The organism is Pseudomonas sp. SMSB3 (assembly GCF_052041965.1).
GTDB lineage: Bacteria > Pseudomonadota > Gammaproteobacteria > Pseudomonadales > Pseudomonadaceae > Aquipseudomonas.
In genome coordinates this window covers 31,115-57,500 of record NZ_JBKGGV010000016.1, presented here as the reverse complement: position 1 = coordinate 57,500, position 26,386 = coordinate 31,115, and the positions used below count along the sequence as shown (strand labels likewise).

Genomic DNA, 26,386 nt, shown 5'->3' with positions numbered 1-26,386 from the left:
ATGCCTAGCCTTCGCCTGCGTAGATGGACCTGCATAACGTTGTTGCTTGGCCTGCTGACAGGCCCATGGCACGCCTGGGGAGCAGACTGGGTGGTGAGCGTCAACGAACAAAACGGCCTGCCAAGCATGACCCACGGCGGTGCGCCTGCGTTCGTTCCAAGCTTCGATTTCTGGGGCGCGGACTGGTCATGGACCGGCTATTACCCGAGCGTGAAGATCGACGGCCCCTACCGTTACACCCTCACCGGCAGCAACAAGGCGCTGGATTTCGATATTCAAGCGGCCATCGCCAGACCGCAGGCGCAAACCCTGACCTGGGACTTCGACCTGCAAGCGCGCAGCCGCCAAACCGGCGTCAAGGGCGGCGGCATCATCTGGCGCTTCGACCCGGCATTGATTGCCGGCGAAATGGGCGACCCGGTTCTGCTGGCGGACAACCGTGGCTGGGCCTGGGGCAAGAACCCGCAGGGGCCACGGGTAGAAATGCGCTTCGACAGAGCGCTGGCCAAGGTGTACTTCGAGCGCGGTGACAGCAGCGAGGTGCGCACCTTCTTCTACAGCGACCCGATTGAACCTGGGCGCCAGCAGATCAAGGCGCAGCTCAGCGTCACCGGCGACATCGACATTGGCCCGACGACCAGCGAACGCTTCGGCATGGCCGACCCGTCGAACTGGCCGGATGACCAACTGAACTGGCGCACCGCTCCGGTCGACCTGTCGTTTCTCAACGCCGCGGAAAAACCGGCGGGCAAGCGCGGCTTCGTCAAGGCTGACGGCGAGCAGTTGCGCTTCGCCAATGGCACCGTGGCGCGCTTCTGGGGCACCAATGTGTCGGCTTACGCACTGTTCCGCACCCCTGACGAGGAAATCAAGCAACAGGCCAAGCGCTTGTCGGCCCTTGGCGTCAACCTCGTGCGCCTGCACCACCACGACTCGCCCTGGGTGACCCCGAACATCTTCGGCGATCTGGAGACGCTCAAGAACACCCAGCAGCTGAGCGCAGAATCGCTGGGGAAAATCGACCTGTGGATCAAGAGCCTCAAGGACGAAGGCATTTATGTCTGGCTCGACCTGCATGTGCAGCGGCCGGTGACCGCCGCCGATGGCATCTATGGTTTCGACGAACTGCCCAAGGCCCATGGCGTGGCTGACATGAAGGGCTACCTGTTCGTCAACGTGACCCTGCAACAGGCGCTCAAGCGCTTCGCCGAGCAGTACCTGACCCACGTCAACCGCTACACCGGCCTTGCCTACAAGGATGACCCGGCCATCGCGGCGGTGTTGATCACCAACGAAAACGACGTCACCCACCACTTTGGCAATGCGTTGCTGCCCGACAAGAACGTACCCAAGCACAACCGCCTGTACATGGACTTGGCCAAGGCCTTCGCCAGCCGCCATGACCTGCCGGCCGACAAGACCTGGCGGGCCTGGGAGCACGGCCCCTCGAAGCTGTTTCTCAATGACCTGGAGCAACGCTTCTACGCCGACATGATCGGCTACCTGCGCGACCTTGGGGTCAAGGTGCCGATCGCCACCACCAGCACCTGGGGCCTGAATGGGCTGTCCTCGCTACCGGCGCTGACTGCCGGCGACGTGGTCGATGCGCATGCCTACGGCGGTATCGGCCAGCTGGAGAAGAACCCACTGCGCAGCGATGGCATGATCGACTGGCTGGCGGCTGCGCAGGTCGTGGGCAAACCCATGACTGTCACCGAATGGAACGCCGAGCCCTTCCCCCTGCCCGACCGTCACAGCCTGCCGCTCTACGTGGCAGGCACCGGCAGTCATCAAGGTTGGGCGGCGATCATGCAATATGCCTACAGCCAGCAAGTGTTCTACGAAGGATGGGTGCGCGCCGACAACTGGAACGCCTACAGCGACCCCGGACTGCTCGCCACGTTGCCGGCGGCGGCACTGCTCTATCGCCGCCAGGATGTGCACCCGGCCACTACCCGCTATGTGTTCGCGCCGTCAGCTGAGATGCTCTATGGCCAGGAAATCTCGCCGGCCAACTCGGCGCTGCTGCGCACGGCCACGGAAAAGGGCCGCCTGCAGATCGCCATGCCGGCGACGACGCAACTGCCTTGGTTGCAAGCCAGCCAGATTCCCGCCGATGCCCAGGTGCTGAAGGACCCAGGCCAGTCGCTCCTGGCAGACGATGCCCATGCAGCCGTCTCTGACACCGGCGAGCTTCGCCACGACTGGCAGCAAGGGCTGTACACCATCGACACGCCCATGACCCAAGCGCTAACCGGTTGGCTGGGCGGGCAATCGCTCAGCGTCGGGGGTATCCAGACGCAGCTGAAAACCCGCTATGCCAGCGTCGTCGTGCAAAGCCTGGACGAACAGCCGCTGACGCAGTCGCGCAAGCTGCTGATATCCCTGGGCAGCCGCGCGGTTCCGCGTCCGGACGACATGACCCCGTTCCATGTCGAGCCGCTGCAAGGCATTCTGAGCATCAAGGCGCCGGCCGGCTTGAAACTCTACGCGCGCAGCGCCGACGGCAAGGAAATCGCCCTGCCGGTGCGCTTCGACAACGGCCAATACCTGATCACTTTCGATGGCAAGCGCATGGACAATTGGCTGTTCTTGAAATAAGGCATATGGCCATCTACCCTCTCTGATGACCTGCGTGCCAGGCATTCGACGCGGCTTCGGTTCCAGGAGAATTGGATGAAGTACTTGGTTGTCGGCGGTGCAGGCTACATTGGTTCGCACATGGTCAAGCACCTGCTGCGCGCAGGCCATGAGGTGGTGGTGGCAGACCTCGAGCCGCCCGCGTCGGGCGTTGCATGGGTGCACCTGGACATCGCCGACGGCCAGGCGCTAGACACGCTGTTCTGTGAGCATGCCTTCGATGCGGTGTTTCACTTCGCCTCGTTCATCCAGGTGGGTGAATCGGTGTGCGATCCGGGCAAGTACTACCTGAACAATGTCTGCGCGTCCTTGAGCCTGCTCCAGGCCATGGTCCGTGCAGGTATCAAGCAGTTGATCTTCTCCTCGACCGCGGCCGTGTATGGCGACCCGCTGTACGTGCCCATCGACGAAGCCCATCCCAAGCTGCCAATCAATCCCTATGGGCGTAGCAAGTGGATGCTCGAGCAGATGCTCGAGGATTTCGACCGGGCTTACGGGCTGCGCTCGGTGTGCTTGCGCTATTTCAATGCCGCAGGTGCCGACCCTGAGGGCGAACTGGGCGAGTGTCACGAACCGGAAACCCACCTGATACCGCTGATCCTGCAGGCGGCAGCGGGACGCCGCGCGGCGGTGACGGTGTTCGGCAACGATTACGACACCCCCGACGGCACCTGCATTCGCGACTACATCCACGTCACCGACCTGGCCTCAGCGCACGCGCTGGCCGTGCATTATCTGCACGCTGGCGGCGCCACGGCAGCATTCAACCTGGGTAACGGCCTGGGGTTCTCGGTGCAGGCAGTGATCGAAACGGCTCGGGTCGTCACCGGCAAGCCCATCGAGGTCATTCAGGCACCGCGTCGCGCTGGCGACCCGCCTCGTCTGGTGGCCGATGCCGACAGAGCCCGTGCGGTGCTCGGCTGGCAGCCGCAGATCACGTCGCTGGAGGAAATCGTGGCGCATGCGTGGGAGTGGGAGCTGAGATACCCATGGCGCCAATGAGCTGCCCAGGCGAGCGGCTCATTGGCGAGCCGCATTAGCAGGCTGGGAGCATCAAGCAGCCTCAGTAATACGTGCGCAGCGGCTCGTCCGCCTTGTTCAGCACCGCCCCTACCAAGTTCGAGGAAGCCAGGTGGTAGAGGCAATCCTCGATGTCTTTCTTGCTGTTCATGCCGTTGGCTACCACCAGTAGTACGCAGTCGAATTTCGGCAGCACGGTCATCGCATCGTCCGAACTCAGCAACGGCGGCAGGTCGAAGATGCAGATGCGTGAATCGTAGCGGTCGCGCAGGTCGCTGATCAGGTGATCGACCTTGGGCGAGGACAGCACCTCGGTGGACATCGGCACTGGCTCGCGGGTCGGCAGCACCACGAAACGTGGCAGGGTCGGATTGACCAGCGCTTCCTCGAGCCAGGCATTGCCATCGAGCACATCGTTGAGGGCCTTCTCCATCGGCAGCCCGAGGCTGCTGCCAACACGCGGGCGGCGCAGGTCGAAATCGACCAGCAAGGCGGTCTTGGTGGTGTGGTGGGCGATGCTCATGGCCAGGTTGACCGCGAGCACCGTCTTGCCCGCCTCCGGCGTCGGCGAGGTGATGGCAAGCGTGCGCCAGCCGTTATCCTCCATGGCCTGCAGCACCTGGGTGCGCAGCAGGTCGATCGCCCCGCTCATGTTCGAGTTCTTGTTGAAGGAGATGATGCGGTTACGCTCAAGGTGTTCCGGGTTGAGCGGCACCACCTTGGTTTGCACGTAATCGAATTGCCCGATCTCGCCCGGTCTTTCTCGGACCGTCGGCACCTTGGGCGTGTCGGCTGGCGCAGGTGAAACCTGATGAATGTTCTTGCCAGTCGGCGTATTTCTGTCCATCGCTGCGCTTCCTATTCAAACCGAGCCATAGCTTTGAAAAGCAGGAGGTCCAAGGGCATGTAGAACATGTGGACGACCACCAACAGGATTGCCACCAGCAGCAGGGCAGCGCCGATCAACAGCGAGACCAGTCGCTTGCGCCTGGCCTTGTCTGCCTTGGTCTGGATATAAGGCACGGCCACCAGCACTCGCCGCCCAAGCACACTTTCCAGGGCGCCGACACCGCGCACACGCTGATTGAGCATTTCCAGCAACATCACCAGGCCGCCGCCTGCTGCCGGGGCCAGCACCAGGCCCAGGGCGACGATCTTCTTGCGGTTGGGCTTGACCGGTTTTTCTGGCAGCAGCGGTGGCTCGAGCAGCACGAAACGCTCGGCCTTGTTTTCTTGCTCCAGGCTCTCGGTGATCTTCGCGCCCATCTCTTTGTTGCGGATCTCTTCGTACTTCTTGCGCGCGTTGTCGTGGTCACGCATCAAGGTGACCAAGCCACGCTCGACCTGCGGCGCTTCCAGGATATCGGCCTCGTAGGCTTCCATCTTGCTGGTCAATTGGCGCTTCTGCTCGGCCAGCGAGGCGATCCGCGATTGCGCAGCGGCCATCTTGGTGCGCACGCGGGCAGCGTCAAGATTACCCGCAGCTGCCGCGGCGATACCTTTCTCGCCGGAGGCCTGGAGTACGTCGATCTTGCGCTTGATCGCCACCACGTCAGGGTGCGCTTCAGTGTAACGGGTCAACAGCCTTGCGTATTCGGCCTTGAGGCTTGGCAGGTCCTGCGGATCAGCCGCGGCGGGCCTGCCATTGGCGGGCGCAGTGGCGGCGCCGCTGTTGGCTGCCGACAACTCCAGCTCCAGATAGCGCAGCTCTTCCTGGGCCGCCTTGTAGTCACGATCGACTTCACGGAACTCCAGCTCAGAGCGCGACAGCATGCTCATGCGCAGTTGCTGGTTTTCCGGCAAGGCATTGGCATGGGCCTGCTTGAAGTCGGCCAGCTGGTTTTCCAAAGAGGCGAGTTCGGCCCCGAGCTTGTTCGCTTCCTGGGTCAGGAACTCGGTGGTTTCAGTGGCACGCTCGGTGCGCTGCTTCATGTTTTCGTTGAGAAACAGCGACACCAGCTCATCCGCCACTTCCTTGGCGACATCTGCGTGCTTGTCCTCATACGACACGGTGAACGCCACCGTCGCTTCACCGCGGCCCTTGACGTAGGTACTGAGGGTTGCCACGGCAATCGCACTGCGCATCTGCTCGATCTTGTCACTCTCGCTGAAGCTGCCGCGGTCGGCGAACAGGCGATACTTGTCGATGATGCGCAGCAGGTTTTCACGGGTCATGACGCGCTGGCGAATGACCTCGATGCGCTCATCGGCGAAGGTGTTGTTGCCGGCCGAAACCAGGTCAGGCGAGATCTGCTGCGATTCGACCAGGATGGTGCCGGTGGACTGGTAGATCGGCGGCACCGAAATCGCCACGCCCACGGTGGCCGCCAGCACCACCACCATGACGATACCCAACAACCAGGCGCGGTCCTTGAGGATGGCGATGTAATCTTTTATGGACAGCTCGTACTCAGATTTCATAAGGGCCACCGGGGTGCGATTCAGATGTCTGGAAACCTGTAGGTCAACGTCAGGCCGGCGATGGTGGCTTCGGCGTCAGGCAGTCCATCCTGACGACGCTGCTTGTACATCAGTGACAGGCGCAGGTCCCAGGCTGGCGAGAAGGCGCGGCTGGCCCACACGCTGTAGGTCTGCAAGGTATTGGGGTTCTGCCCTTTGCTGTCCTGCCACCAGGCATCGGCGCCGACACGGGTGGTTTCGGTGACCAGGTAGCTCCAGCCCGCGCGCAGCATGTCCAGCTGGGCGGCGCCGCCCTCACCGTTCGACAGCGTGGTGCGGTCGGCGCTGAGGGTCGCTTCGCTACGCGCCCCACTGTAGGTCAGCGCAGCCCCACCCTCACCACGGCGCCGGGTACCGTTGCCGTCGGTCTGGTTGACGCCTACATGTACGGCGCCGACCAGGCTGTCGGAGAACTGGTGCTTCATGCCAATGGTGGGCACATAGCTGGTGGTGGCAGTGGCCACGCTGCTGTCATCGGGCTGGTAACGGCGCACGGCGAAACCGCTGATGATGTCGGTGCGCTCGTTGAAGGCATAGGTCCAGGTAAAGTCGTTGGCATACTCGTCGAAGCCCGTCAGCGAGCTGACGTCGTAAGTGGCATGCGAGTAGCGCAGTTCGTTGGCCAGGGTGCTGCGCTCACTGATGGCGCTGCTCCAGTTACCCGACAGCCGCGTCATTTTCTGCGTGCCATCGGTGGTGGTGACCACGCCGGTATCCTGCACCGCCCCCGAGAGTGTCGAACTTTCGTCGTACTGCGCCAGCAGGCCGAAGCCGCCGGTCTGGGTCTCGCGCTGCCAGCCGAGGCTCAGGTGCGGATCTTCACGGTCGTCCATCACCGAGCGGTCGGAGGAGCGCAGCACATGAAGGCCCAGGCCCAGGCGTAGCTGGTCGCGATCGAACTGACCTACCAAAGTGTAGTCAGGGGCAATGATGGTACGCGTCACACCTTTCTCCTTGGACGTCAGGAGCAGTGGGTTACTGTCGTACTCGACGGTCGAGGGCACCTGGACCGAAGATTGCCAACTGGCGGCGCTAACCACCCCGGAGAACGGCATCATCATGATCGCCGTCGCAACACTGGTCGTTCTATAGATAGGCACGGGTCGTTCTTATTGGAGGGTCAAGGTACGACCAGCGTGTCGCCGGCCTGCAATTGGAAGTTGGTCGACATGTCCCGCCCGGAGATCAGGTCTTTGTAGCGTACCGGCATGACCCGTTGCCCGCGGATGACCTTGATGGCGCTTTCATCGGCAAACTTGTCCATCCCACCGGACATGCTAAGGGCCTGCAACACAGCGGTCGGGCCTGCCATGGGCACTGGGCCTGGCTTGATCACCTTGCCCTGCACATACACCAGGTTGCCAGCCGTGCTGGTCACCACCACGCTGACGTTGGGCTGCGCCAGGTACGGTTTGAGTGCGGTTTCGATCTTGCGCGCCACGGCAGTGGCCTCAAGGCCAGCCACGTCGACCCGGCCAGCCAGAGGGAACGTGATGCTGCCATCGGGCAGTACCACGGTTTCCTGGCGCAGGGTGTCCTCTTGCCAGACCGAGATCATGACCTTGTCACCCGGGCTCAGCAGGTAAGCCGGTGAGGATTCAGCGGCAAAAGCGCCAGAGCATGCAACCAAGGCGCAGAGAACGGACATCAGCAAACGTGTCATGAGGGATCCCTCCGGCCTGACGGCCCAGGTGTTAGAGCACTGAATGAGTACAACGTCGAACCTCTCGCTCCGCTTCGCAACCGTCTGGTTGCGATGGCCTCAGTCACCTGTGAGGCCTCTACCGCGATGGCGCCCTGCCCGTCTGTTAACCGCTGCTCGCGCGTGCGCGTTGGCTAATGGAATATAGCAACAGCAGTAAAATTGACAAGCGAATCAAACTGCAAAAATAACCAATGGCCATTATTCAGCGTCAAGCATTTGGCGCCGCTGTTGGGCAACAGATTCAAATCTTCTTTCTGTTGGCAACTGCAATGAAACCAATGACCGCCGCAGCAAATAACCAGCCCGCGGTGGACAGCGGAACGATATTGTTTTCAGTGAGATAGGAATCGGCCGCGCGCGCTGCACCCGTTAACAACACCAATAAAAAGATTGCCTTGATAAGCAGAGTCGAGCGCATGATCCCCTCCTGCGAAGAGGAAAGTAATAAATAGGTAGGCGGAATGTGGGGTGGGTGTAGGCTTGAGCTTATGGGCACAATGACATTACGTCAATGATCCGACACCATAATAAAAATCAATCGACCGGGTGGATTTTCGTCAAAATGCCGTCAGCAGGAATCTGCAACTGCTTCAACGAGGAAACAATGCCAGCGTCCGCTCCAGCTCACCGATGTCGATGCTGAAGCCATCGCCCTGCGGCGAGCCGACGACAAAGCCGAAATGCTGATGGTCACGGTCGGTCAGGTACTTGTAATAGCTTACGAAGCGATTAGGCGGCTGCAGGGTGAGCAGCGCGCCGCCTGGCTGCAGCACGTTCACCCCGTGCACCAGCTGACTGCCCTCCACCCCTGCGACGACCTTCGCGCCGGCGCAGGCGGCAACGATGCCGGGCACGTCGGTTTGCAGTGGATCGACCACGCGAAAGCCGTGCTGCGACTGTAGGTAAGCGGCGACTTCAAGCTCATTGCGCATCAGCCGCAAGTCACCGGCGCTGCCGCGCAACAGGAACACGCCTGGGTGCGGCCGATGCTCGACATGGGAGAGCAGCTTCTCGCCCATTGCCTGGTAGCGCTGGTGACGGCTGCGGTTGTTGCTGACATCGTCGAACAACACCACTTCACGCAAGTAGGCGCCACGCGTGCGCAACGGCTGCATGTCGAGCCAACGCTCGTAGGCAGGCCCTTGAGTGAACAAGGGGTAGCGAAGCGATGGCGCCGTAGTGACCGGCACCCCCTCCTCGCGGGCCAGGGCATAGGTGGGGCAGTTTTCCATCAGCCAGGTGCCAAACCACGTGTTGCCATTCTGCGTGCAGTAAATGGCTGCGCGGTCGATTTCGTGCTGCACATTGACGCCAGGAAAGCGGCTTGGCTTGAGCGACAACCAGTGGCTGGCATCGTCCTTGTACAAGGCGCCGTCGATCAGCCACACATCCTTGAGCAGATAGCCACGAGTCGGCCCCTGCTCGGTCACCACGCCGCCTTCCATGGTGCGTGCCGGATGCACGTACGGGTAGAACCGCTGCCCCTCCCAGCCAGTGACGCGCTCCAGTTGGCCGGGCAGGTAGAAGGCAGGTGGCGAAACGGTGGTTTCACCGGGCGCGATATCCCAGGTTTTTTCAGCGAGACACTTGATATCGCGGTCGGCCTGGCGTCCCAGACGTTTTCTGAGGATATGCCGATAGGCCGCCAGCGACCAACCACGCTGGCGGGTAGCCGAGGCACCGGAAAAATTGGACATGCCGCCATCCATACACCGCCCCTCCGAAGGAAAGCCCTGACCCAGCAAGCGCCTCAGCTGGAAACGATCCGTTCCATCGCAGGCGGTGACTGCAGGTTCGCGTAACGGCTGCGCAGGTTGTCGATAAACGACGCGCCCGTGTCAGCGCTGCCGTACACATAGATTTTGTGCAGCCCACCGAACACCATTTCGTGATAGCGCCGGGCGACCTCTTCATCGCTGGGGCCGTCAGGCAGGCCCAGATGCAGCGTCAATTTGTTGCCCTCGATCGCAAACAGCGGGGTATTCCACAGGAATTGCGCTGTACCGGTACGCGGCAAGCGCACGAACATATAGGCATGGTTACCCAGCTCGTCGATATCGCCGCCGCGCCGACGCTTCCACTTCAGCAGGCCGTCGTCCGGGCGGGCCAGGCACAGACCGATATCGTAATAGTCATAGCCGTTGGCCAATGCCCACTCCAGGGCCATGAAGGTGGTGATCGAATTGACTTCGCGTAGCCGCTTGGGATCGCTGAACACCGCTTCACAGTAGCCGAAGCGTAGGGTGCTCCAGTAACGTTTGCCGTCGCGGGTGATCTCGCAACCCAGGTGACAGCCAATCACTTCATCACCGCAGGTGATCAGGTCAAGACGTCCTACACCCTTGGCCAGCCGGAACACTTCGTCGGTGGGAAATTGCGCTGCGTGGATGCCCTGGCGCGCCGTGGCATACGGGCGCAGCAGATGTCGGTCGGCCATGGCGATCTCGTCGTCAGACAGGGTCTGGCGCATTTGATAGAGCGGACGGTGCTTGCGAATGCTGCGGCGCAGCTCGCTGTCGTAGCGCGCGGTGATCTCATCGAGCGGCCGCCCCAGCGGCACCACGGCGCTCAGATAATGCGGCACGGTCAACGAGCCGGAGGTAGGCATCTCGCTGACCACCACCACATGACGCGCGGCCGGCGACTGCGCCTGGTCCCCCGCATCGGCTACCGGCTGCTGGCCCTTACCGCCAATCAGCAGCTTGGCCATCTCTCGCTGTTGTTTTCTGCCGATGTAGAGGATCTCGTACGCACTGGCTTGTTGCAGCTTGAAACGGGAAACCTCCCAGCGCCAGAAACAGGTACGGGCCAGAGCCTCCCGCAGTTTGCTCGAGACGGTGCGAATGTCATGGCGCAGCGAAGGTGACACCACTTTTCGCGCAACCGCCGCCAAGTTCTCTTTCATGGCTTCTTCGACATCCTTTGCTGAGTCTATGGGGCAGTTCGAAACGAAAGCACTGCAAGAAAGCCAGCCAACATGCTGATTCACAAGACTTCTATGGAAGATTATTACTTCACATTAAGTAACAATTTAAGATGCAGCAGCGGCGCTTGGCAAGCGGCATTTTGACAGCATTTATCGACAAAACATGACGCCAATTTAATGTCGAGCCAGCGCCTTCCAACGTTTCTCTTCCTGTAGCGCCCACATGAGCATTTGGCTTGGCATTAACCGGGCAAACGGGCCCTGAGCGGATTGCGCAAGATCCAACTTTGTAATTCAGCCGCGGGCATGGGCCGCCCCATCAGATAGCCCTGCCCTTGATCACACCCTGCGTTGCGCAGGAAATCATACTGCTGCTGGGTCTCGATGCCCTCGCCGGTAATGCGATAGCCCAGGGCGTGCCCCAGGTCGATGATGGCTCGGGCTATGGCCACCGCATCGTCGTCGTCGGGCAGATCCTTGATAAACGCTCGATCGATCTTCAGGTGGTCGATCGGCAAGGCGCGCAGGTACGCCAGTGACGAATAGCCGGTGCCGAAGTCATCGACCGCGGTAGCCACGCCCATTGCCTGCAACTGAGCCAGGGCCGCACAAGCCTGCTGCTGGCTTTCCATCAATAGGCTCTCGGTGATCTCCACCTCCAGCAGGTTCGGCGCAAGGCCATGGCGCTCAAGGGCCATGGCCAGGCTCGAAACGTAATCGCTGCGCTCGATCTGCAGAGCCGCGACGTTGATTGCCAGCGGCCCCGGCAAGCAGTCCGCAGCGCGCCAGGCGGCCAATTGCGCGCAGGCCAGGTCCAGCACCCGCTCGCCCAAGGGAATGATCAGCCCGGTGCGCTCGGCCAGCGGAATGAACGCAGCCGGCGAGATCAGCCCGGCATGCGGATCGCGCCAGCGCAGCAGCGCCTCGACGCCTTCGAGCTGGCCACTGAACAGGTCGACCTTGGGCTGATACCACAGCTCGAACTCGTTGTCTTCCAGCGCGCGGCGCAAGTTGCGCTCAAGCTCCAGACGTTGCTGCAAGCGTGCGGTCATGTCGGGGTGATAAGGCCGCCAGGCATTGCGCCCGGCTTCCTTGGCCGCATACATGGCGGTGTCGGCATGGCGCAGCAGGCTGTCGACGTCCTCGCCATGTTGCGGGCACCAGGCCAGGCCGATGCTGCCAGTGACCAGCGCAGCGGTGCCGTTGAGATCGAACGGCCGCTGCAAGCAGCGCAAGATTTGCCGCAATTGCTGGCTGACCTGGCCTTGAGTGCCTTGCAACATGAATACGAATTCGTCGCCGCCGAGCCGACATACCCGGTCACTGCTATCGAGCTCCTGCAAGAAGCGCGCGGTGGCCTGCTGCAACAACAGATCGCCCATGGCGTGGCCAAGGCTGTCGTTGACCTGCTTGAAGCCGTCAATGTCCAGCATCAGCACTGCCAGCCCCTGTCCCAGGGCTGTGGCCTGAGCCAACTGCCGTTGAAACAGCACGCGATTGGGCAGGCCAGTGATGGTGTCGTAATGGGCCAGGCGCTCGAGCTGTGCCTGCGAGCGTTGCAACTCGAGGTTGCGTTGTTGCAACTGGCGCTGCTTGCGGCTGACCTGGGCTACGAACAGGCTCAGCAGGCCGCTGCAAACAAGCGCGAACCAGAACAGCGAGGAATGCAACACGCTGGCGGCATGGTCGCCATGTTGACACTGGATATCGACATGCCCCAGGGCGAGCGACACGCCAACGCCAGTCAGGGACACACCGACCGGCAGCAGCCGGCCAAGCAACAGGCGCGGCACTGCTGCACAGAGCGTCGGTTCGCAGATCTTCGGGGGTTTGAACGCGGTCATAGGCCTGCAAACATCAGCAATTGCCCCTGTATCGGCGCGCGTGGCGCAATATTGAGCCAGACTGGTGTTTTTCTTGCTCAGGGTGCATGCTCGAAGCTGAAGCGTTTCACCCACCCTTCCACGTGAGGTGCCGTAGCCATGCAAGATTTGCTCGATTCGCTGTTTCCCGCCGTTGATGCCATTCCCCACAACTGGCGCCTGGAGGCGCCACTGGAACAGCGCGATTACCTGGTCAATGGCCAATTGCGCCGCTGGGAGGGGCCGCTGGCTACAGTGCGCAGCCCGGTTTGGCTGAAGGAAAACGGCGACGAGCGTCAGGTGGTGCTGGGCAGTGCGCCGTTACTCGACGCCGAGACTGCCCTGAGCGCTCTGGATGCTGCGGTCAACGCGTACGACAAAGGCCGCGGCGCCTGGCCCAATATGCGCGTGGCGCAGCGCATCGCCCATGTCGAGACCTTCCTGGGCCTTATGCGCGAGCAGCGCACGGCCGTGGTCAAGCTGCTGATGTGGGAGATCGGCAAAAACCTCAAGGACTCGGAAAAAGAGTTCGATCGCACCTGCGACTACATCGTCGATACCATCAACGCCCTCAAGGACCTGGACCGACGCTCCAGCCGCTTCGAGCTGGAACAGGGCACATTGGGCCAGATTCGCCGTGCGCCGCTGGGCGTCGCCTTGTGCATGGGCCCCTACAACTACCCGCTCAACGAAACCTTCACCACGCTGATTCCGGCGCTGATCATGGGCAATACCGTGGTATTCAAGCCAGCCAAATTCGGCGTGTTGCTGATCCGCCCGCTGCTAGAAGCGTTCCGCGACAGCTTTCCGCCTGGGGTGATCAATGTCATCTATGGGCGGGGTCGCGAAACGGTCAGTGCGCTGATGGCCAGCGGCAAAGTCGACGTGTTCGCCTTCATCGGCACCCACAAGGCCGCCAGCGACCTGAAGAAGTTGCACCCGCGGCCGCACCGGCTGCGCGCGGCCCTGGGGCTGGACGCCAAGAACCCCGGCATCGTGCTGCCGCAGGTCGACCTGGACAACGCCGTCGAGGAGGCCTTGACCGGCGCTCTGTCGTTCAATGGACAGCGCTGCACGGCACTGAAGATTCTGTTCGTGCACGAAGATGTCGTGGCGGCGTTTCTCGACAAGTTCCAGCGCAAGCTGGCCGCGCTCAAACCGGGCATGCCCTGGGAGCCAGGTGTGGCGCTGACGCCACTGCCAGAGCCAGGCAAGGTGGACTACTTGAACCAACTGGTGGCCGATGCCACGGCCAAGGGCGCGCAAGTGATCAATGAAGGCGGCGGGCAAAGCCGCGGCTCGTTCTTCTACCCTGCCCTGCTCTATCCGGTCAGCCCGGCCATGCGGGTATACCATGAGGAGCAGTTCGGCCCGGTAGTACCGGTGGTGCCTTACCGCGACCTGCAAACGGTGATCGACTACGTATTGGACTCCGACTACGGCCAGCAGCTGAGCCTGTTCGGCACCGACCCTGCAACCATTGGCAGCCTGGTCGACATCTTCGCCAACCAGGTCGGGCGCATCAACCTCAACGCCCAGTGCCAGCGCGGCCCGGACACCTACCCGTTCAATGGCCGCAAGAACAGCGCCGAGGGCACGCTGTCGGTGCACGATGCGCTGCGCGTGTTCTCGATCCGCACCCTGGTCGCCACACGCTTTCAGGAGGCGAACAAGACCCTGATCAGCGAAATCATCCGCAACCGCCAATCGAGCTTCCTGACCACCGACTACATCTTCTAAGTGCGGTTCGATACGCTTTGGCTTGAAGCTTGCCACTTGCAACTTGCCGCTCAAGCTTCGAAGCTCCAAGCTGAAGCCTCGTAGCTTGGAGCTGCCCGATGCGAATCATCGACAAAACCGCCGCGCAGGTGCGCAGCCTGACCCCCGCCGAAGAAGAACTGCTGATCGGTTTCGTCAGCGCCAGCCTCACCGGGCCCCGCCTTCTGCAAGCCAACCAGTTGCTGATGAAAGTACGCAGTGCCAACCAATGGTTGGCCTGCGATTGCCGCAAGGATGCCTTGCCGGTGCTCAACGTCACCCTCAACGGCAATACCGGCACCTTGTTTTTGAAGAACAACCCAGGCACCGCCGAACATGCCCGCGCTTGCCCCTTCAGCAAGGACGAGCGCGAGGCCAGTGAACGCGATGCGCCACCGCTCGCACCGGCAGCCTGGCTCGCGCCGGACACCCCACTGCGCCTGATAGGCGATTACCGCACGGCCGACCAGGTCACAGGCGGATCAGGCACTGGCAGCGAACGCCGCGAGCAGCAACGGCTGTTGTCCTTGCTGCTGAGCTGGGTTGAAACCAGCGGCCTGAACCTGTATGCCACGCACCTGAAAAAAGACCCCACGGCCCAGTTTGCCGAACTGCGCAGTGTCGCCGCGCGCTACCCGTTGCTCGAGCGGGTGCCGGCTGCCAATTACCTGGAAACGCGCCTGGACATGAAGCACATGATGATGCTCAAGTCGCGACTGCGCGAAGCCACGGTGTTCGGCAGTCACCGTCGGCACGGCCTGCTGCTGGATTGCGTCGACCAGATCAAGGGTCGCAAGGTGTTCAACAACCGCAGCGAAGAGGGTTTCGATTTCCAGGGGCACCATTTGTACTGGGGCGGCAGCCGGGCGTCCGGCCCGTTGCTGGCGCTGGCCCTGTACTCTCCCGCCACTGCCGGCAGTCACTTTTACGAGCTGATTCACGTGGCTAGCCTGCCGGTGCTGTCACGCGGGCAATTGTTTCCGATCTACCGTGACGAAGAGCGTGAGCCACTCAAGGCCCTGGTGTCGCTGATCGACTGGATGGCCAGCAAGGGCGTCAAAGTGCAGATGCGCCGGCCGGTGATCGGCGGCCAGGTGATGGATGAGCTGGTGCTGACCTCGGATCAGGATCGGGTGTTGTCGGTGTCGCTGCTCGAGCAACCGCTCGGGCCGGAGCCCGATGCGGAAAACTTCAAGCGCTACGCCGACTTCAAAAGCCTGGAAACCTTCCGCAAGTATGTCGCAGGGTTCTTCATGCGTGAGCGCTAGGAGGCGACCATGACCTACAAGGCTGCCCGGAACAGGCCCTCGATCTCCTCCTGGCTGGCCACCCGTGGGTTGGTCAGGCCACAGGCGTCCTTGAGGGCGTTCTGCGCCAATACCGGGAAGTCTTCCAGCTGCACGCCGAGCTCCGCCAAACCGGCCGGAATCCCCACTGCCGCGGCCAGGTGTTCGATGGCCGTCACTGCCGCAGCGGCGCCCTGCTCGGCGTCCAGCCCACAGACCTTGACCCCCAAGGCCTTGGCGACATCGCGCAGGCGCACGGCGCTGACCTGTGCGTTGAAGCGCTGGACATGAGGCAACAGCACCGCATTGCAGACGCCATGGGGCAGGTCGTAGAAGCCGCCCAGCTGATGGGCCATGGCATGCACGTAACCTAGCGAAGCATTATTGAAGGCCATGCCGGCGAGAAACTGCGCATAGGCCATCCGCTCACGTGCTTGCAGGTCAGTGCCATCGTTGACGGCCTGGCGCAGGTTTTCGCTGATCAGGCTGATGGCCTTGAGGGCGCAGGCATCGGTGATCGGCGTCGCCGCGGTGGACACGTAGGCTTCAATGGCGTGGGTCAAGGCATCCATGCCCGTGGCGGCGGTCAGGCCCTTGGGCATGGCGACCATCAGGGCCGGGTCGTTGACCGACAGTATCGGCGTGACGTTACGGTCGACGATGGCCATTTTCACGTGGCGCGCCTCGTCAGTGATGATGCAGAAGCGGGTCATCTCGCTGGCCGTGCCGGCGGTGGTGTTGATTGCAATCAGCGGTAACTGCGGCTTGCGCGAACGATCGACCCCTTCGTAATCACTGATATGGCCGCCATTGGTTGCGCACAGGGCGATGCCCTTGGCGCAGTCATGGGGCGATCCGCCACCCAGGGACACCACGCAATCACAACGCTCGCGCTGCAGCAGCGCAAGGCCCGCCTCGACATTGGCAATGCTCGGGTTGGGCTTGGCGCCGTCGAATACCACCGAGTCGATATCCTGCAGGGCCAGCTTCTGGGCGATGCGCGCAGCCACCCCGGCCTGGGCCAGCCCCTGGTCGGTGACGATCAGGGCTTTGCGCAAACCATACCCGGCAATCGCTGACATGGCTTGTTCGAGGCAATCGATGCCCATGATGTTGACGGGCGGAATGAAAAAGGTGCTGCTCATGACCGGGTCCTCCTGGCAGGTCTGTCTGACAGCGAGCATCCATCATTCAAATACTGGCATATTGACCCAAGGCAACGTTACCCCAGGAACATCCGATAGGCCGGATTAGCGGTCTCATCCCAATAGCGATAGCCCATCTGCTCCAGCGCCTGGGGAAAACCAGGCTGTTCATCGGCCGGCACCTCCAGCGCGGCGAACACCCGCGCCTCGGCCGCGCCATGGTTGCGGTAGTGGAACAGGCTGATGTTCCAGCGCTTGCCCAGGCGTTCCAGAAAGCCCAGCAAGGCCCCGGGCCGCTCGGGAAATTCAAAGCGCAGCACGCGCTCATCGGTGCCGGGCGTGGCGTGCCCGCCGACGGTGTGACGCACGTGCAGCTTGGCCAGCTCGTTGTCGGTCAGGTCCAGCACGCGGTAGCCCTGCTCGCGCAAACTGGTCAGCAAACCCCCACGCGGATCGTGCTGGGGGTGGGTCTGCACGCCGACGAACAGTTGCGCTGGCTTGCCGGGTTGACAGCGATAGTTGAATTCGGTGATCTGGCGCTTGCCCAGCGCCTGGCAGAACGCGCGGAAGCTGCCGGGACGTTCGGGGATGGTGACGGCGATGATCGCTTCGCGCTGCTCACCCAGTTCGGCACGCTCGGCCACGTGACGCAGGCGATCGAAGTTGACGTTGGCGCCAGAGTCGATCGCCACCAAGGTCTGCCCGCGCACGCCTTCGCGGGCTACGTATTGCTTGATCCCGGCCACGGCAAGCGCACCGGAAGGCTCGGTGATCGAGCGAGTGTCGTCGTAGATGTCCTTGATGGCCGCGCACAGCTCGTCATTGCTGACGGTGAGCACTTCATCGACGAAGTGCCGGCACAGCTCGAAACAGCACGCCCCGATCTGCGCCACCGCCACGCCGTCGGCGAAGCTGCCGACCTGCGGCAGGATCACCCGCTCACCGGCTGCCATGGCCGCCTGCAGGCAATTGGAGTCGTGCGGCTCGACGCCGATCACCTTGACCTGCGGGCGCAAGTATTTGACGTAGGCGGCGATGCCTGCGACCAAGCCGCCGCCGCCCACCGGAACGAAGATCGCATCCAGCGCACCTGGCTGCTGGCGCAGAATCTCCATGCCGACGGTGCCTTGCCCTGCGATAACGTCCGGGTCATCGAACGGCGGCACGAACGTCGCGCCGCGTGTGTCGGCCAATTTCAGCGCATGCGCCAGGGCATGCGGGAAACTGTCACCCTGCAGCAGCACCTGCCCACCCCGCGAACGCACACCCTCGACCTTCAACGACGGCGTAGTGGTGGGCATGACGATGGTCGCCGTGATGCCCAGGTGGGCGGCCGCCAGCGCCACCCCCTGGGCATGATTGCCGGCCGACGCGGTGATCACGCCGCGCGCGCGCTGCTCGGAGCTCAGCCGCGACAGCCTTGTGTAAGCGCCGCGGATCTTGAACGAGAAGGTCGGCTGCAAGTCCTCACGCTTGAGCAACACCTGGTTGCCGAGGCCTGCCGATAACGCTGGGGCGGGCTGCAAGGGCGTTTCGATGGCCAGGTCGTACACAGGGGCAGAGAGAATCCGTCGCACCTGCTCGGACAACAGCTGCTGAGGACTGACAGAGGTACGGGGGCTGACGTTGAGGCTGGTCATCGAAGGCAACTCCTTGGCGTTTGTTTCGTTGCCCAGGAGTCAGAGATAAGAAACCCGCCTCCAGGGCGGGTTCGGTGCACGTAAGCGCTAGCCCGCCAAACTGATAATGGCGGTAATGATAATGGCGTTGACGTGCGGGAAAGTGTTCATGGGTTGCGACGTTATCGCGCCCGGCACGAGCACGTCAACACTTGGCCTGTTGCGCCGACAGCGGCACGTCGAAGACCTTGTCGAAGCCCCATTGGAAAACGAAGGCATAAACGAAGAAGAACATGAACAGCGCCAGGTTGGTCAGCAGCGCCGCCCACAGCGTCACATCCAGCCAGTAGGCCACCAACGGCAGCAAGATCAGCACCAATCCACCCTCGAAGCCCAGCGCATGCACGATACGCCGCAGCAGCGTGCGTTGCCGTTGCGCCTGGCGTGCCTCCCAGCGCTCGAACACCCAGTTGTAGGCCATGTTCCAGCTCATGGCGATCGCCGACATCAGGACCGACAGCACGGTCGACTGGGCCATCCCCGCAGCGAAGGCGAACTCCAGCGCCGGCGCCACACAGGCCACGGCGATGGCCTCGTAGAGAATGGCCTGGACGACCTTGCGCGCCTTACCTTGCATGATGGGCTCCTTGATGGATTCGGCCCATCAAACTACGCGATACGCGGCGCAAGCAAAAGGGCGACCGCCGGCACTGTGCAAATGCCCAAATCGGTATACAACTTTCGAGTGGGGTACCTGTCAGAGAACTTCGTTCAGGAATTTGCACAAGGATTTTGACCATGGCGTACTGCGTGATGATGGTATTCGGTACCCGCCCCGAAGCAATCAAGATGGCGCCACTGGCCCGGGTACTGCGAATCTGGCCGGAGGTCGAGCTGCACATCTGCTCGACCGGCCAGCACCGCGAAATGCTCGAACAAGTGCTCACCGCGTTTGGCCTGAGCGTCGATCAGGACCTGCAGGTGATGACCCAGAACCAGACGCTCAACAGCCTGTCGCGCGACCTGCTCGACAAGCTCGACCACGCCTATGAACAGGTCAAGCCTGACATCGTGCTGGTCCATGGCGACACCACCACCAGCTTCATCGCAAGCCTTGCGGCGTTTCACCGGCACATTCCGATCGGTCACGTCGAAGCCGGCCTGCGCACTGGAAATCTCCAGCAGCCCTGGCCCGAGGAAGCCAACCGGCGCCTGACCGGGGTGCTTGCCGACCTGCACTTCACCCCAACCCGAGATTCAGATGCCAACCTGATTCGCGAAGGCGTACCGCCCGAGCGCATCGAGGTCACCGGCAACACGGTCATCGATGCCTTGCTGTGGATGCGCGATCACCTGGCCGAGCAGCAATGGCAACCCAGCGCCGAATCACCATTGAGCGCGCTCGACCCTGGGCAACGGGTGGTGTTGATCACCGGTCACCGCCGGGAAAACTTCGGCCCCGGCTTCGAGCATATCTGCCTGGCCCTGGCGCAGCTGGCCGAGCAGTACCCGGATGTACAGTTCGTCTACCCCGTGCACCTCAACCCGCAGGTGCAGCACGCGGTGTATGGACATTTGCCCAAGCGCGACAACATTCACCTGATCGCACCGCAGGACTACCAGCACTTCGTCTGGCTGATGAACCGCGCCTACCTGATCCTCACCGACTCGGGCGGGGTGCAGGAGGAAGCTCCGGCGCTGGGCAAACCGGTGCTGGTGCTGCGCGATGTCACCGAACGCCCGGCCGTGCTCAAAGGCGGCACGGTCAAGCTGGTCGGCACCCAGGCCGAGCACATCGTGGCCCACACCCGTCTGTTGCTCGACGACCCGGCCGAATACGCACGCATGGCGCGTATCTACACACCGTTCGGCGACGGCCATGCCAGCGAACGCATTGCTGAACGCCTGAGCCTCTGGTTCGCGCAAACCCATACTCCACGAGAAGACGCATGAGCCTGGCTTTCATCGATTTCATCACCTATGTCCTGTTTGGCCTCAAAGCCCTGGCAATCGTCCTTGCTTCGCTGATGTTCCTGCTGGGCCTCGACGACCTGTTCATCGACCTGTGCTACTGGATTCGCAAGCTGGTGCGGCGCTTTCGCATCTACGATAAACACGAGCGCGCCGACGAGAAGCGCCTGTTCGAGGTGCCCGAAAAACCGCTGGCGATCATGGTGCCGGCCTGGAACGAGGTCGGCGTGGTGGGCGAAATGGCGCGCCTGGCCGCCTCGACCATCGACTACGAGAACTACCAGATCTTCGTCGGCACCTACCCCAACGATCCGCAGACCCAGGCCGATGTCGATGCGGTGTGCCTGCACTACCCCAACGTGCACAAGGTGATCTGCGCGCGGCCCGGCCCCACCAGCAAGGCCGACTGCCTGAACAACATCATCGACGCCATTCTGCGCTTTCAGGACGACGCCCGTATCGAGTTCGCCGGTTTCATCCTGCATGATGCCGAAGACGTGATTTCGCCCATGGAATTGCGCCTGTTCAATTACCTGCTGCCGAACAAGGACATGATTCAGATTCCGGTGTACCCGTACGCGCCGGAGTGGAAGGGTTTCACCGCCGGGCACTATGTCGATGAGTTCGCCGAGAACCACGGCAAGGACGTCATCGTGCGCGAGGCCTTGACCGGCCAGGTGCCCAGTGCCGGGGTCGGGACCTGCTTCAGCCGCCGGGCCATCAGTGCACTGCTCGAAGAAGGTGATGGCATCGCCTTCGACGTACAGAGCCTGACCGAAGACTATGACATCGGTTTCCGCCTCAAGCAGAAGGGCATGAAGTGCATCTTCGCCCGCTATTCGGTGACCGACCCGGCGCTGGCCCTCAAGCATGACTGGCGCCTGGGCATGAGCCGTCACGTCTCGCAGGTGATCTGCGTGCGCGAGCACTTTCCCCGCGATTGGCATCACGCCATTCGGCAAAAGTCGCGGTGGATCGTCGGCATCGTGTTTCAGGGCACCAGCTCGCTGGGTTGGAGCCGCACCGCGGCGCTCAACTACTTCCTCTGGCGCGACCGCCGCGGGCTGTTCGCCTACCTGCTGAGTTTTCTGGTCAACCTGCTGCTGCTGGTACTGCTGGCCATGTGGCTGGTGACGGTGATCGCGCCCGACGCCTGGCGCTTCATGTCGATTCTCAGCGACAGCCAACTGCTCACCGCCCTGCTCTGGCTCAACGGCGTGCTGCTGATCAACCGCCTGTTCCAACGCGGCTGGTTCGTGACCCGCTACTACGGTCTGTTCGAGGGCCTGCTGTCGGCACCGCGCATGATGTGGAGCAACTTCGTCAACTTCTTCGCCAACCTGCGCGCCCTGCGCCAGGTCATGGAACTGGGCGATGCGCGGCGCGTGGCATGGGACAAGACCACCCATGAATTCCCGGCCCTGGGCTCGCCACGGCGCACACCGCTGGGCCAGCGCCTGATTGAAAAAGGCTATATCAGCGAGCAGCAACTGCAGCAGGCCATCACCAGCCCGGTGCGTCGCCGCCTGGGTCGCGAGCTGCTGTTGCGCGGCTGGCTGACCAGCGAGCAGCTGGTGCAGACCTTGGCCGAGCAACTGGACATGCCTTGGGCGCCGCTCAACCCCTTCAAACTGGACGCTCAGTTGATCGCCAAGCTGCCACGCCGACTGGCCACGCACTATGGCGTGCTGCCGGTGGCCGAAGACGGCAAGACCTTGGTTCTGGCCAGCGAAAGCCCGGTCAGCCAGGTGTCGCTGGGCGTCATCAGCCGGCAGCTCAAGCGCCCGGTCAGCTGCCGCCTGGCGCCCCAGGGCCGCGTCACACTGGGCCTGCGTTATCACTACCCTAGCCGTTGGCAGAAGCCGGAAACCCACGAAATGCTGAAGGTACTGGAGCGTCATCAGGACGACGCCGATTTGATCGAACGGGTCAGCCAGCATCAAGTGATGCTCGGCGGCCTGCTGCAGCTGCGCGGTATGGTGCCAGTCACCTTGTTCAACCAGGCGTTGATCGACTTCGATGCCGAGCGTCAGAGCCTGGGCGAGCATCTCATCGCCCGCGGCATCATCACCGAGAACGTGCTGCAACAAGCGCTCGCCGAACAGGCCAGCGAACAGCAAGCTGCCTATGACCTTACCCGGGAGGTGGCATGAAGCCGCGCCTGTCCATCACCCTGTCCAGCCTGCTGCTGTGCTCCACCGCCCTGCCCAGCCTGGCCGCACCGTTGACCGAGTTTCAACGTTTCACCAGCTACCCGTTCATGGAGCGTGGCTATCGCGAAGCAAAGAAGGACAACTGGAACGAGGTCGAGCGCCTGACCCGGCATGTACTGGCGCGGGTGCCCGGCAACGACGAGGCCCGGGCGCTGCTGATCGAGGCGCTGGCCCATCAACGCCGCTACCAGGAAGCCGAGAGCCAGGCCCAGCAACTGAGCGACGATGCGCAGAACGCCGACGCCTTGCTGGAGCTGCGCCTGACCTGGATCGCGCAGGATCCGCCGCCAGCCAGCCGCGTCGAAGCCTGGCTGGCCAGCAGTGCCGGTGCTCAGCGCGTGCGCCTGTGGCAAGCCTACAGCCTGAGCCTGACCAGGCAAGGCGGGGCCAGTGAGGCACTGGCCTGGCTCAACCAGTTGCCGGCCCATGGCGACGATCAGGCCTTGCGCCTGGCTCGGGCCAACTTCGCCGAGCAGTTGCGCAATTGGCAGGAGACCGTCGAGCAACTGCAGCCCCTGGCCGCCAAGGGGCAACTGCCGGTCGAAGACTGGCAGCGCCTGGCCAACGCCTATGTCCAGCAACGGGATGACCAGGGATTGCAGCGCCTGCTGCAAAGTGCGCCGTCTGCCGACATCGCCAACCGCTACCGCCTGGCCATGGCCAACCGCGCCATCGCCGTGGGTCACAACCAGCAGGCCCAGCATTGGCTGCAACAGTTGCCCAAAGCGCAATTGCAACAACCTGAGCAACGCCAGCAACTCTGGGAGCTGGCCCGCGAAGGCGATGACGCGGCGCTGGTCCTGCGCCTGAGCAACGACCTGCAGCGGCCGTGCCTGGAAACCGTCGACTGGCTGTCGCACCACGACCCAGTGCTGGCTCGCGAACAGTTCAAGGGCTGCAGCACAGACGCCGAGCCACGCGCCTACGCGGTATTGCGCCAGCGCTTGTATGGCGATCCGCCACAGCCGCGCACGGCGCGCCAGTGGGAGCAACGCTACCGGCAAAGCGGTGATTTGCAGGCCCTGGAGCAGGCCAGCTACCTGTTGCTCGAGCAAGGTCAGCGCGAGCATGCCCGGCGCCTGCTCGAACAGGCCTACGACCGCCGCAACGGGCGTTTGACCGCCTCGCTGCTGCAACGCCTGGGCAATCTGTACGCGCGTGACGACGGCCCGCTCGACAGCCGGCGCATGGTCAGCCTGGCGCCCAAGGTCGACGCCCAGACCCGCGCGCAACTGCTTGGTCGTCTGGCCGAAAACGAACAGTGCGATGCCGTCCAGCAGGCCATCGTCGGCAAGCCCAGCGAAGCAGGCCAATACCGCGCCCTGGGCCGCTGCGCGATGCCCGCGCACCCAGGCGAAGCCGTGGTCTACTACCAGGCAGCCGAACGCCTGGGCGATCGTGGCAGCCGCTTGCCGTTGGCCTATGCCCTGGAAGCGGCCGGCGATTCCCAGGGTGCCTTGGCGATCTGGCGCGAACTGCCGGCCGCGGCCTGGAACGACAATGCACGCCTGACCGCCGCGCGCGGCGCGTTGAACGCCGGGGACAGCGCCGCGGCCCGCCACTATTGGGATGCCGCCACACACCGCAGCGCTGACGACTGGAGCCTGGGCGCGGCAATTGCCCAGGCTCAAGGGCAGAGCGCCGAGGCCTTGGCGATGCAGCGCCAGGCGCTGGCACACCAGCCGCAGGCCGAGCACTACTATGCAGCGGCCAGCACGGCCCAGTTGGCAGGCGACAGCGCCCAGAGCAGCGCCTGGCTGGCCGAGGCCGTGCGCTTGGCACCGACACAGCCGCGCTACCGCGCTGACTACGGCATGCGCCTGGCAAGCTCGGCGGACAAGGCCCAGCGCCTGGCGTCGATCCCGTACCTGCAGCAGGCGACACGCGACTACCCGGAAGATTACCGCCTCGGTGAAACCCTGGCGGTCCGTTATGACGAGGCCCAGGACAGCGCCGCGGCACGGCGTGAGTTGCGCCGTGTGCTGGACGTGGAAGATCAGGTGGTCGACGGCGACGATGAATATGGCAGCCTCGAAGCCCGCCGATACCGCCAGCGCCGCGCCCATGAAGCGTTGTCGCGGCGCGATACCATCACCCTGGCGAGCACCTGGTCGCCGGGCGGCAGCTCGACCAACGACCGTTTCCTCGAAGACGGCGAGCGCAGCACTGGTAAACGGCGGGCCCGCTCGCAGAACGTGCAGATGGCCATGTGGGACCATGCCTTGGGCGACCAACCGAGCCGCGACGGCAGCACCGTGTCGGTCTACGGCCGCGTGCTGTTCGGCGGCCAAGGCCGCAGCGACTACGGGCAGAGCCTGGGCACTGGCCTGGGTCTGCGCTACAAGCCGCTGGGTCACGCCAACCTGAACCTGTACGCCGAGCTGTACCACCAACGGCAAATCGACCAGGCCCACGACAACGGCCTGAGCCTGGGCGAGCTGCTGAGTCCGGCCAAGGTCGGCGGCAACTGGGGCGATTTGCGCCACCATGCGACATCCAGCAATGACCTGCTGCTGCGCGCCACCGCGTCGCTGCTCGACCAGGGCGAGTGGCGCAACGATTGGCGCGTCGATCAGGATGACTGGAACGAGCGCTTCCTCTACCTCGATGCCGCCTGGTGGACACGCGCCGGCGACCATGCCTGGCTGTCGCGCTATCAACAAGGCCATGCCTGGAAGCTGCCGGGCACTGCGGCGCAGACCCTCATGCCTTATGGTTTCGTCGAGTTCGCCAGCCAGGACCCGAGCAACGACTGGCGCCAGGATGCGCGCGCCGGGGTAGGTGTGCGCTGGCAGTGGTGGTTCGACCAGGACCGCTACAATGCCTACCGCGGCTCGCTCAAGCTGCGCGCCGAATACCAGCAGTCGCTGGGCGGCAATCTGTACGAGCGGGCCAACGGCGTGCTGTTGGGTGCGGAGATGACCTTCTGATGCGTACCTTGCTTGCGCTCTGCCTGCTGGCCTTGTGCCTGCCGACGATGGCCGACCAGCGCCTGCTGTACCAGCCGTTGAACCGCGATGCCAGCGTCACCGCCGAGCAGTGGCGGCAGTTGTGGCGCGCGACCAGGGCCCAAGGCGGACACACCCTGATCGTGCAGTGGACCGCCCACGGCGACAGCGATTTCGGCGGTGCCCAGGGCTGGCTGGCCAACAGCCTGCGCGAAGCCCAAGACCAAGGGCTGGAGCTGGTGCTGGGTCTGTACATGGACCCGGCGTACTACCAGCGAATCGAGACCCTCGACAGCGCTGGCTTGAGCAGCTATTGGAAGGCCCAGCTGGGCCGTTCGTTTAGCCAATATCAGCAACTACGCAAGGCGTGGCGCTTGCCGGCGGTCGGCTGGTACCTGCCCATGGAGCTCGATGACCTGCGCTTTCAGGATGCCGACCGGCGCAAGGCGCTACGCAATCAGTTGCGGGTCTTCGCCAGGCGCCTGGACCAGCCACTGCACCTCAGTGCGTTCAGCGCCGGGCACTTGTCGGCGCGAGTCAACGGGGCCTGGCTGGATCAACTGGCCGGCTTGGGCTTGAATGTCTGGTGGCAGGACGGCGCTGGCACCGGTCAGTTATCTGCGCTGGTGCGGCAGAGCTACGAGCAGGCGCTGCCCTGCCGGATCGGTGTGGTGCGCGAGGCGTTTCGCCAGGTGAGTGCGCCAGGCCAGGCCTTCAAGGCCGAGCCGATGGCGCCGCAGTACGCCAACGGCTGCCATGCCGAAGCGGTGTTCTCCCTGCGCTATCGGCCTTGGGCAAGGGGCGTGCTGCACTACAATTGAATTCGCCCCGCT

General features: G+C 63.1%; 19 protein-coding genes. 8 read left to right on the top strand and 11 right to left on the bottom strand.

The features are described from left to right. Window positions 1-2,601, top strand: coding sequence for a glycosyl hydrolase family 5 (locus ACLEJW_RS20985; RefSeq protein WP_440778188.1), 2,601 nt, complete (start codon window positions 1-3; stop codon window positions 2,599-2,601). A gap of 75 nt (window positions 2,602-2,676) precedes the next feature. After that, entirely contained in the window at window positions 2,677-3,642 is a 966-nt protein-coding gene (gene galE, locus ACLEJW_RS20980; RefSeq protein ID WP_145192433.1) for a UDP-glucose 4-epimerase GalE, read from the top strand. Window positions 3,643-3,703: 61 nt separating this feature from the next. Here galE and ACLEJW_RS20975 read toward each other — a convergent pair whose 3' ends face one another. The 8 genes from ACLEJW_RS20975 to ACLEJW_RS20940 all read right to left on the bottom strand — a co-directional run bounded on the left by ACLEJW_RS20975 (window position 3,704) and on the right by ACLEJW_RS20940 (window position 12,595). Beyond that, a complete protein-coding gene (locus ACLEJW_RS20975) occupies window positions 3,704-4,507 on the bottom strand; it encodes a CpsD/CapB family tyrosine-protein kinase (RefSeq protein ID WP_145192430.1) in 804 nt (267 codons plus the stop codon). A gap of 11 nt (window positions 4,508-4,518) precedes the next feature. After that, the gene (locus tag ACLEJW_RS20970) at window positions 4,519-6,081 is read right to left on the bottom strand and encodes a GumC family protein (RefSeq protein ID WP_145192427.1); all 1,563 of its coding nucleotides are present in this window, start codon (window positions 6,079-6,081) and stop codon (window positions 4,519-4,521) included. A 20-nt stretch (window positions 6,082-6,101) separates the two neighbouring features. Continuing rightward, on the bottom strand, window positions 6,102-7,220 hold the full coding sequence (locus tag ACLEJW_RS20965) for a hypothetical protein (RefSeq protein WP_440778187.1): 1,119 nt from the start codon (window positions 7,218-7,220) through the stop codon (window positions 6,102-6,104). Window positions 7,221-7,240: 20 nt separating this feature from the next. After that, the gene (locus ACLEJW_RS20960) at window positions 7,241-7,783 is read right to left on the bottom strand and encodes a polysaccharide biosynthesis/export family protein (RefSeq protein ID WP_145192421.1); all 543 of its coding nucleotides are present in this window, start codon (window positions 7,781-7,783) and stop codon (window positions 7,241-7,243) included. Window positions 7,784-8,066: 283 nt separating this feature from the next. Then, window positions 8,067-8,243: an EPS-associated small membrane protein EppA gene (gene eppA, locus ACLEJW_RS20955; RefSeq protein WP_440778186.1), complete on the bottom strand. Its 177-nt coding sequence runs from the start codon at window positions 8,241-8,243 to the stop codon at window positions 8,067-8,069. Window positions 8,244-8,415: 172 nt separating this feature from the next. Continuing rightward, window positions 8,416-9,522 (bottom strand): glycosyltransferase 61 family protein, encoded by a 1,107-nt coding sequence (locus ACLEJW_RS20950; RefSeq protein ID WP_409520691.1) that lies wholly within the window; start codon window positions 9,520-9,522, stop codon window positions 8,416-8,418. 53 nt (window positions 9,523-9,575) lie between these two features. Then, the gene (locus tag ACLEJW_RS20945) at window positions 9,576-10,730 is read right to left on the bottom strand and encodes a hypothetical protein (RefSeq protein ID WP_440778185.1); all 1,155 of its coding nucleotides are present in this window, start codon (window positions 10,728-10,730) and stop codon (window positions 9,576-9,578) included. Window positions 10,731-10,993: 263 nt separating this feature from the next. Next, a complete protein-coding gene (locus ACLEJW_RS20940) occupies window positions 10,994-12,595 on the bottom strand; it encodes a putative bifunctional diguanylate cyclase/phosphodiesterase (protein ID WP_440778184.1) in 1,602 nt (533 codons plus the stop codon). Window positions 12,596-12,733: 138 nt separating this feature from the next. Between ACLEJW_RS20940 and ACLEJW_RS20935 the strand changes: the two genes are divergently transcribed. Together ACLEJW_RS20935 and ACLEJW_RS20930 are read left to right on the top strand one after the other, a co-directional pair. After that, the gene (locus ACLEJW_RS20935) at window positions 12,734-14,353 is read left to right on the top strand and encodes an NADP-dependent glyceraldehyde-3-phosphate dehydrogenase (protein WP_440778183.1); all 1,620 of its coding nucleotides are present in this window, start codon (window positions 12,734-12,736) and stop codon (window positions 14,351-14,353) included. 98 nt (window positions 14,354-14,451) lie between these two features. Next, window positions 14,452-15,639, top strand: a complete 1,188-nt coding sequence (locus ACLEJW_RS20930; RefSeq protein ID WP_440778182.1) for a hypothetical protein — start codon at window positions 14,452-14,454, stop codon at window positions 15,637-15,639. A 14-nt stretch (window positions 15,640-15,653) separates the two neighbouring features. Here the strand turns inward: ACLEJW_RS20930 and yiaY are convergent, their stop codons facing one another. From yiaY to ACLEJW_RS20915, 3 genes are all read right to left on the bottom strand, one after another. Continuing rightward, window positions 15,654-16,802 (bottom strand): L-threonine dehydrogenase, encoded by a 1,149-nt coding sequence (gene yiaY / locus ACLEJW_RS20925; RefSeq protein WP_313459985.1) that lies wholly within the window; start codon window positions 16,800-16,802, stop codon window positions 15,654-15,656. A gap of 77 nt (window positions 16,803-16,879) precedes the next feature. Further along, on the bottom strand, window positions 16,880-18,442 hold the full coding sequence (ilvA, locus tag ACLEJW_RS20920) for a threonine ammonia-lyase, biosynthetic (RefSeq protein ID WP_440778181.1): 1,563 nt from the start codon (window positions 18,440-18,442) through the stop codon (window positions 16,880-16,882). 184 nt (window positions 18,443-18,626) lie between these two features. Then, window positions 18,627-19,058, bottom strand: coding sequence for a PACE efflux transporter (locus ACLEJW_RS20915; RefSeq protein WP_313299779.1), 432 nt, complete (start codon window positions 19,056-19,058; stop codon window positions 18,627-18,629). 161 nt (window positions 19,059-19,219) lie between these two features. On the opposite strand from ACLEJW_RS20915, the gene wecB reads away from it, so the two are divergent. The 4 genes from wecB to ACLEJW_RS20895 are packed head-to-tail and all read left to right on the top strand — an operon-like array spanning window position 19,220 to window position 26,374. Beyond that, complete coding sequence (wecB, locus tag ACLEJW_RS20910; protein ID WP_145192394.1) at window positions 19,220-20,374, top strand: non-hydrolyzing UDP-N-acetylglucosamine 2-epimerase; 1,155 nt, start codon at window positions 19,220-19,222, stop codon at window positions 20,372-20,374. Next, complete coding sequence (nfrB, locus tag ACLEJW_RS20905; RefSeq protein WP_145192391.1) at window positions 20,371-22,545, top strand: cyclic di-3',5'-guanylate-activated glycosyltransferase NfrB; 2,175 nt, start codon at window positions 20,371-20,373, stop codon at window positions 22,543-22,545. Before wecB ends, nfrB begins: the two co-directional genes overlap by 4 nt. Next, the gene (locus tag ACLEJW_RS20900; protein ID WP_313299771.1) at window positions 22,542-25,535 is read left to right on the top strand and encodes a phage receptor; all 2,994 of its coding nucleotides are present in this window, start codon (window positions 22,542-22,544) and stop codon (window positions 25,533-25,535) included. The genes nfrB and ACLEJW_RS20900 overlap by 4 nt, the downstream gene beginning before the upstream one ends. Further along, window positions 25,535-26,374 carry a DUF4434 family protein gene (locus ACLEJW_RS20895; RefSeq protein WP_145192385.1) on the top strand — a complete coding sequence of 280 codons (840 nt, stop codon included), beginning with the start codon at window positions 25,535-25,537 and terminating at the stop codon, window positions 26,372-26,374. The genes ACLEJW_RS20900 and ACLEJW_RS20895 overlap by 1 nt, the downstream gene beginning before the upstream one ends. The last annotated feature ends 12 nt before the right edge of the window (window positions 26,375-26,386 follow it).

Bases quoted from the DNA above. Each gene is read 5' to 3' on its own strand.
- ACLEJW_RS20900 (WP_313299771.1), top strand. From the start codon at position 22,542: ATGAAGCCGCGCCTGTCCATCACCCTGTCCAGCCTGCTGCTGTGCTCC.
- eppA (WP_440778186.1), bottom strand. From the start codon at position 8,243: ATGCGCTCGACTCTGCTTATCAAGGCAATCTTTTTATTGGTGTTGTTA.
- ACLEJW_RS20940 (WP_440778184.1), bottom strand. From the start codon at position 12,595: ATGACCGCGTTCAAACCCCCGAAGATCTGCGAACCGACGCTCTGTGCA.
- ACLEJW_RS20960 (WP_145192421.1), bottom strand. From the start codon at position 7,783: ATGACACGTTTGCTGATGTCCGTTCTCTGCGCCTTGGTTGCATGCTCT.
- ACLEJW_RS20985 (WP_440778188.1), top strand. From the start codon at position 1: ATGCCTAGCCTTCGCCTGCGTAGATGGACCTGCATAACGTTGTTGCTT.
- wecB (WP_145192394.1), top strand. From the start codon at position 19,220: ATGGCGTACTGCGTGATGATGGTATTCGGTACCCGCCCCGAAGCAATC.
- yiaY (WP_313459985.1), bottom strand. From the start codon at position 16,802: ATGAGCAGCACCTTTTTCATTCCGCCCGTCAACATCATGGGCATCGAT.
- ilvA (WP_440778181.1), bottom strand. From the start codon at position 18,442: ATGACCAGCCTCAACGTCAGCCCCCGTACCTCTGTCAGTCCTCAGCAG.
- ACLEJW_RS20975 (WP_145192430.1), bottom strand. From the start codon at position 4,507: ATGGACAGAAATACGCCGACTGGCAAGAACATTCATCAGGTTTCACCT.
- nfrB (WP_145192391.1), top strand. From the start codon at position 20,371: ATGAGCCTGGCTTTCATCGATTTCATCACCTATGTCCTGTTTGGCCTC.
- ACLEJW_RS20915 (WP_313299779.1), bottom strand. From the start codon at position 19,058: ATGCAAGGTAAGGCGCGCAAGGTCGTCCAGGCCATTCTCTACGAGGCC.
- ACLEJW_RS20950 (WP_409520691.1), bottom strand. From the start codon at position 9,522: ATGTCCAATTTTTCCGGTGCCTCGGCTACCCGCCAGCGTGGTTGGTCG.
- ACLEJW_RS20930 (WP_440778182.1), top strand. From the start codon at position 14,452: ATGCGAATCATCGACAAAACCGCCGCGCAGGTGCGCAGCCTGACCCCC.
- ACLEJW_RS20945 (WP_440778185.1), bottom strand. From the start codon at position 10,730: ATGAAAGAGAACTTGGCGGCGGTTGCGCGAAAAGTGGTGTCACCTTCG.
- ACLEJW_RS20895 (WP_145192385.1), top strand. From the start codon at position 25,535: ATGCGTACCTTGCTTGCGCTCTGCCTGCTGGCCTTGTGCCTGCCGACG.
- ACLEJW_RS20935 (WP_440778183.1), top strand. From the start codon at position 12,734: ATGCAAGATTTGCTCGATTCGCTGTTTCCCGCCGTTGATGCCATTCCC.
- ACLEJW_RS20970 (WP_145192427.1), bottom strand. From the start codon at position 6,081: ATGAAATCTGAGTACGAGCTGTCCATAAAAGATTACATCGCCATCCTC.
- galE (WP_145192433.1), top strand. From the start codon at position 2,677: ATGAAGTACTTGGTTGTCGGCGGTGCAGGCTACATTGGTTCGCACATG.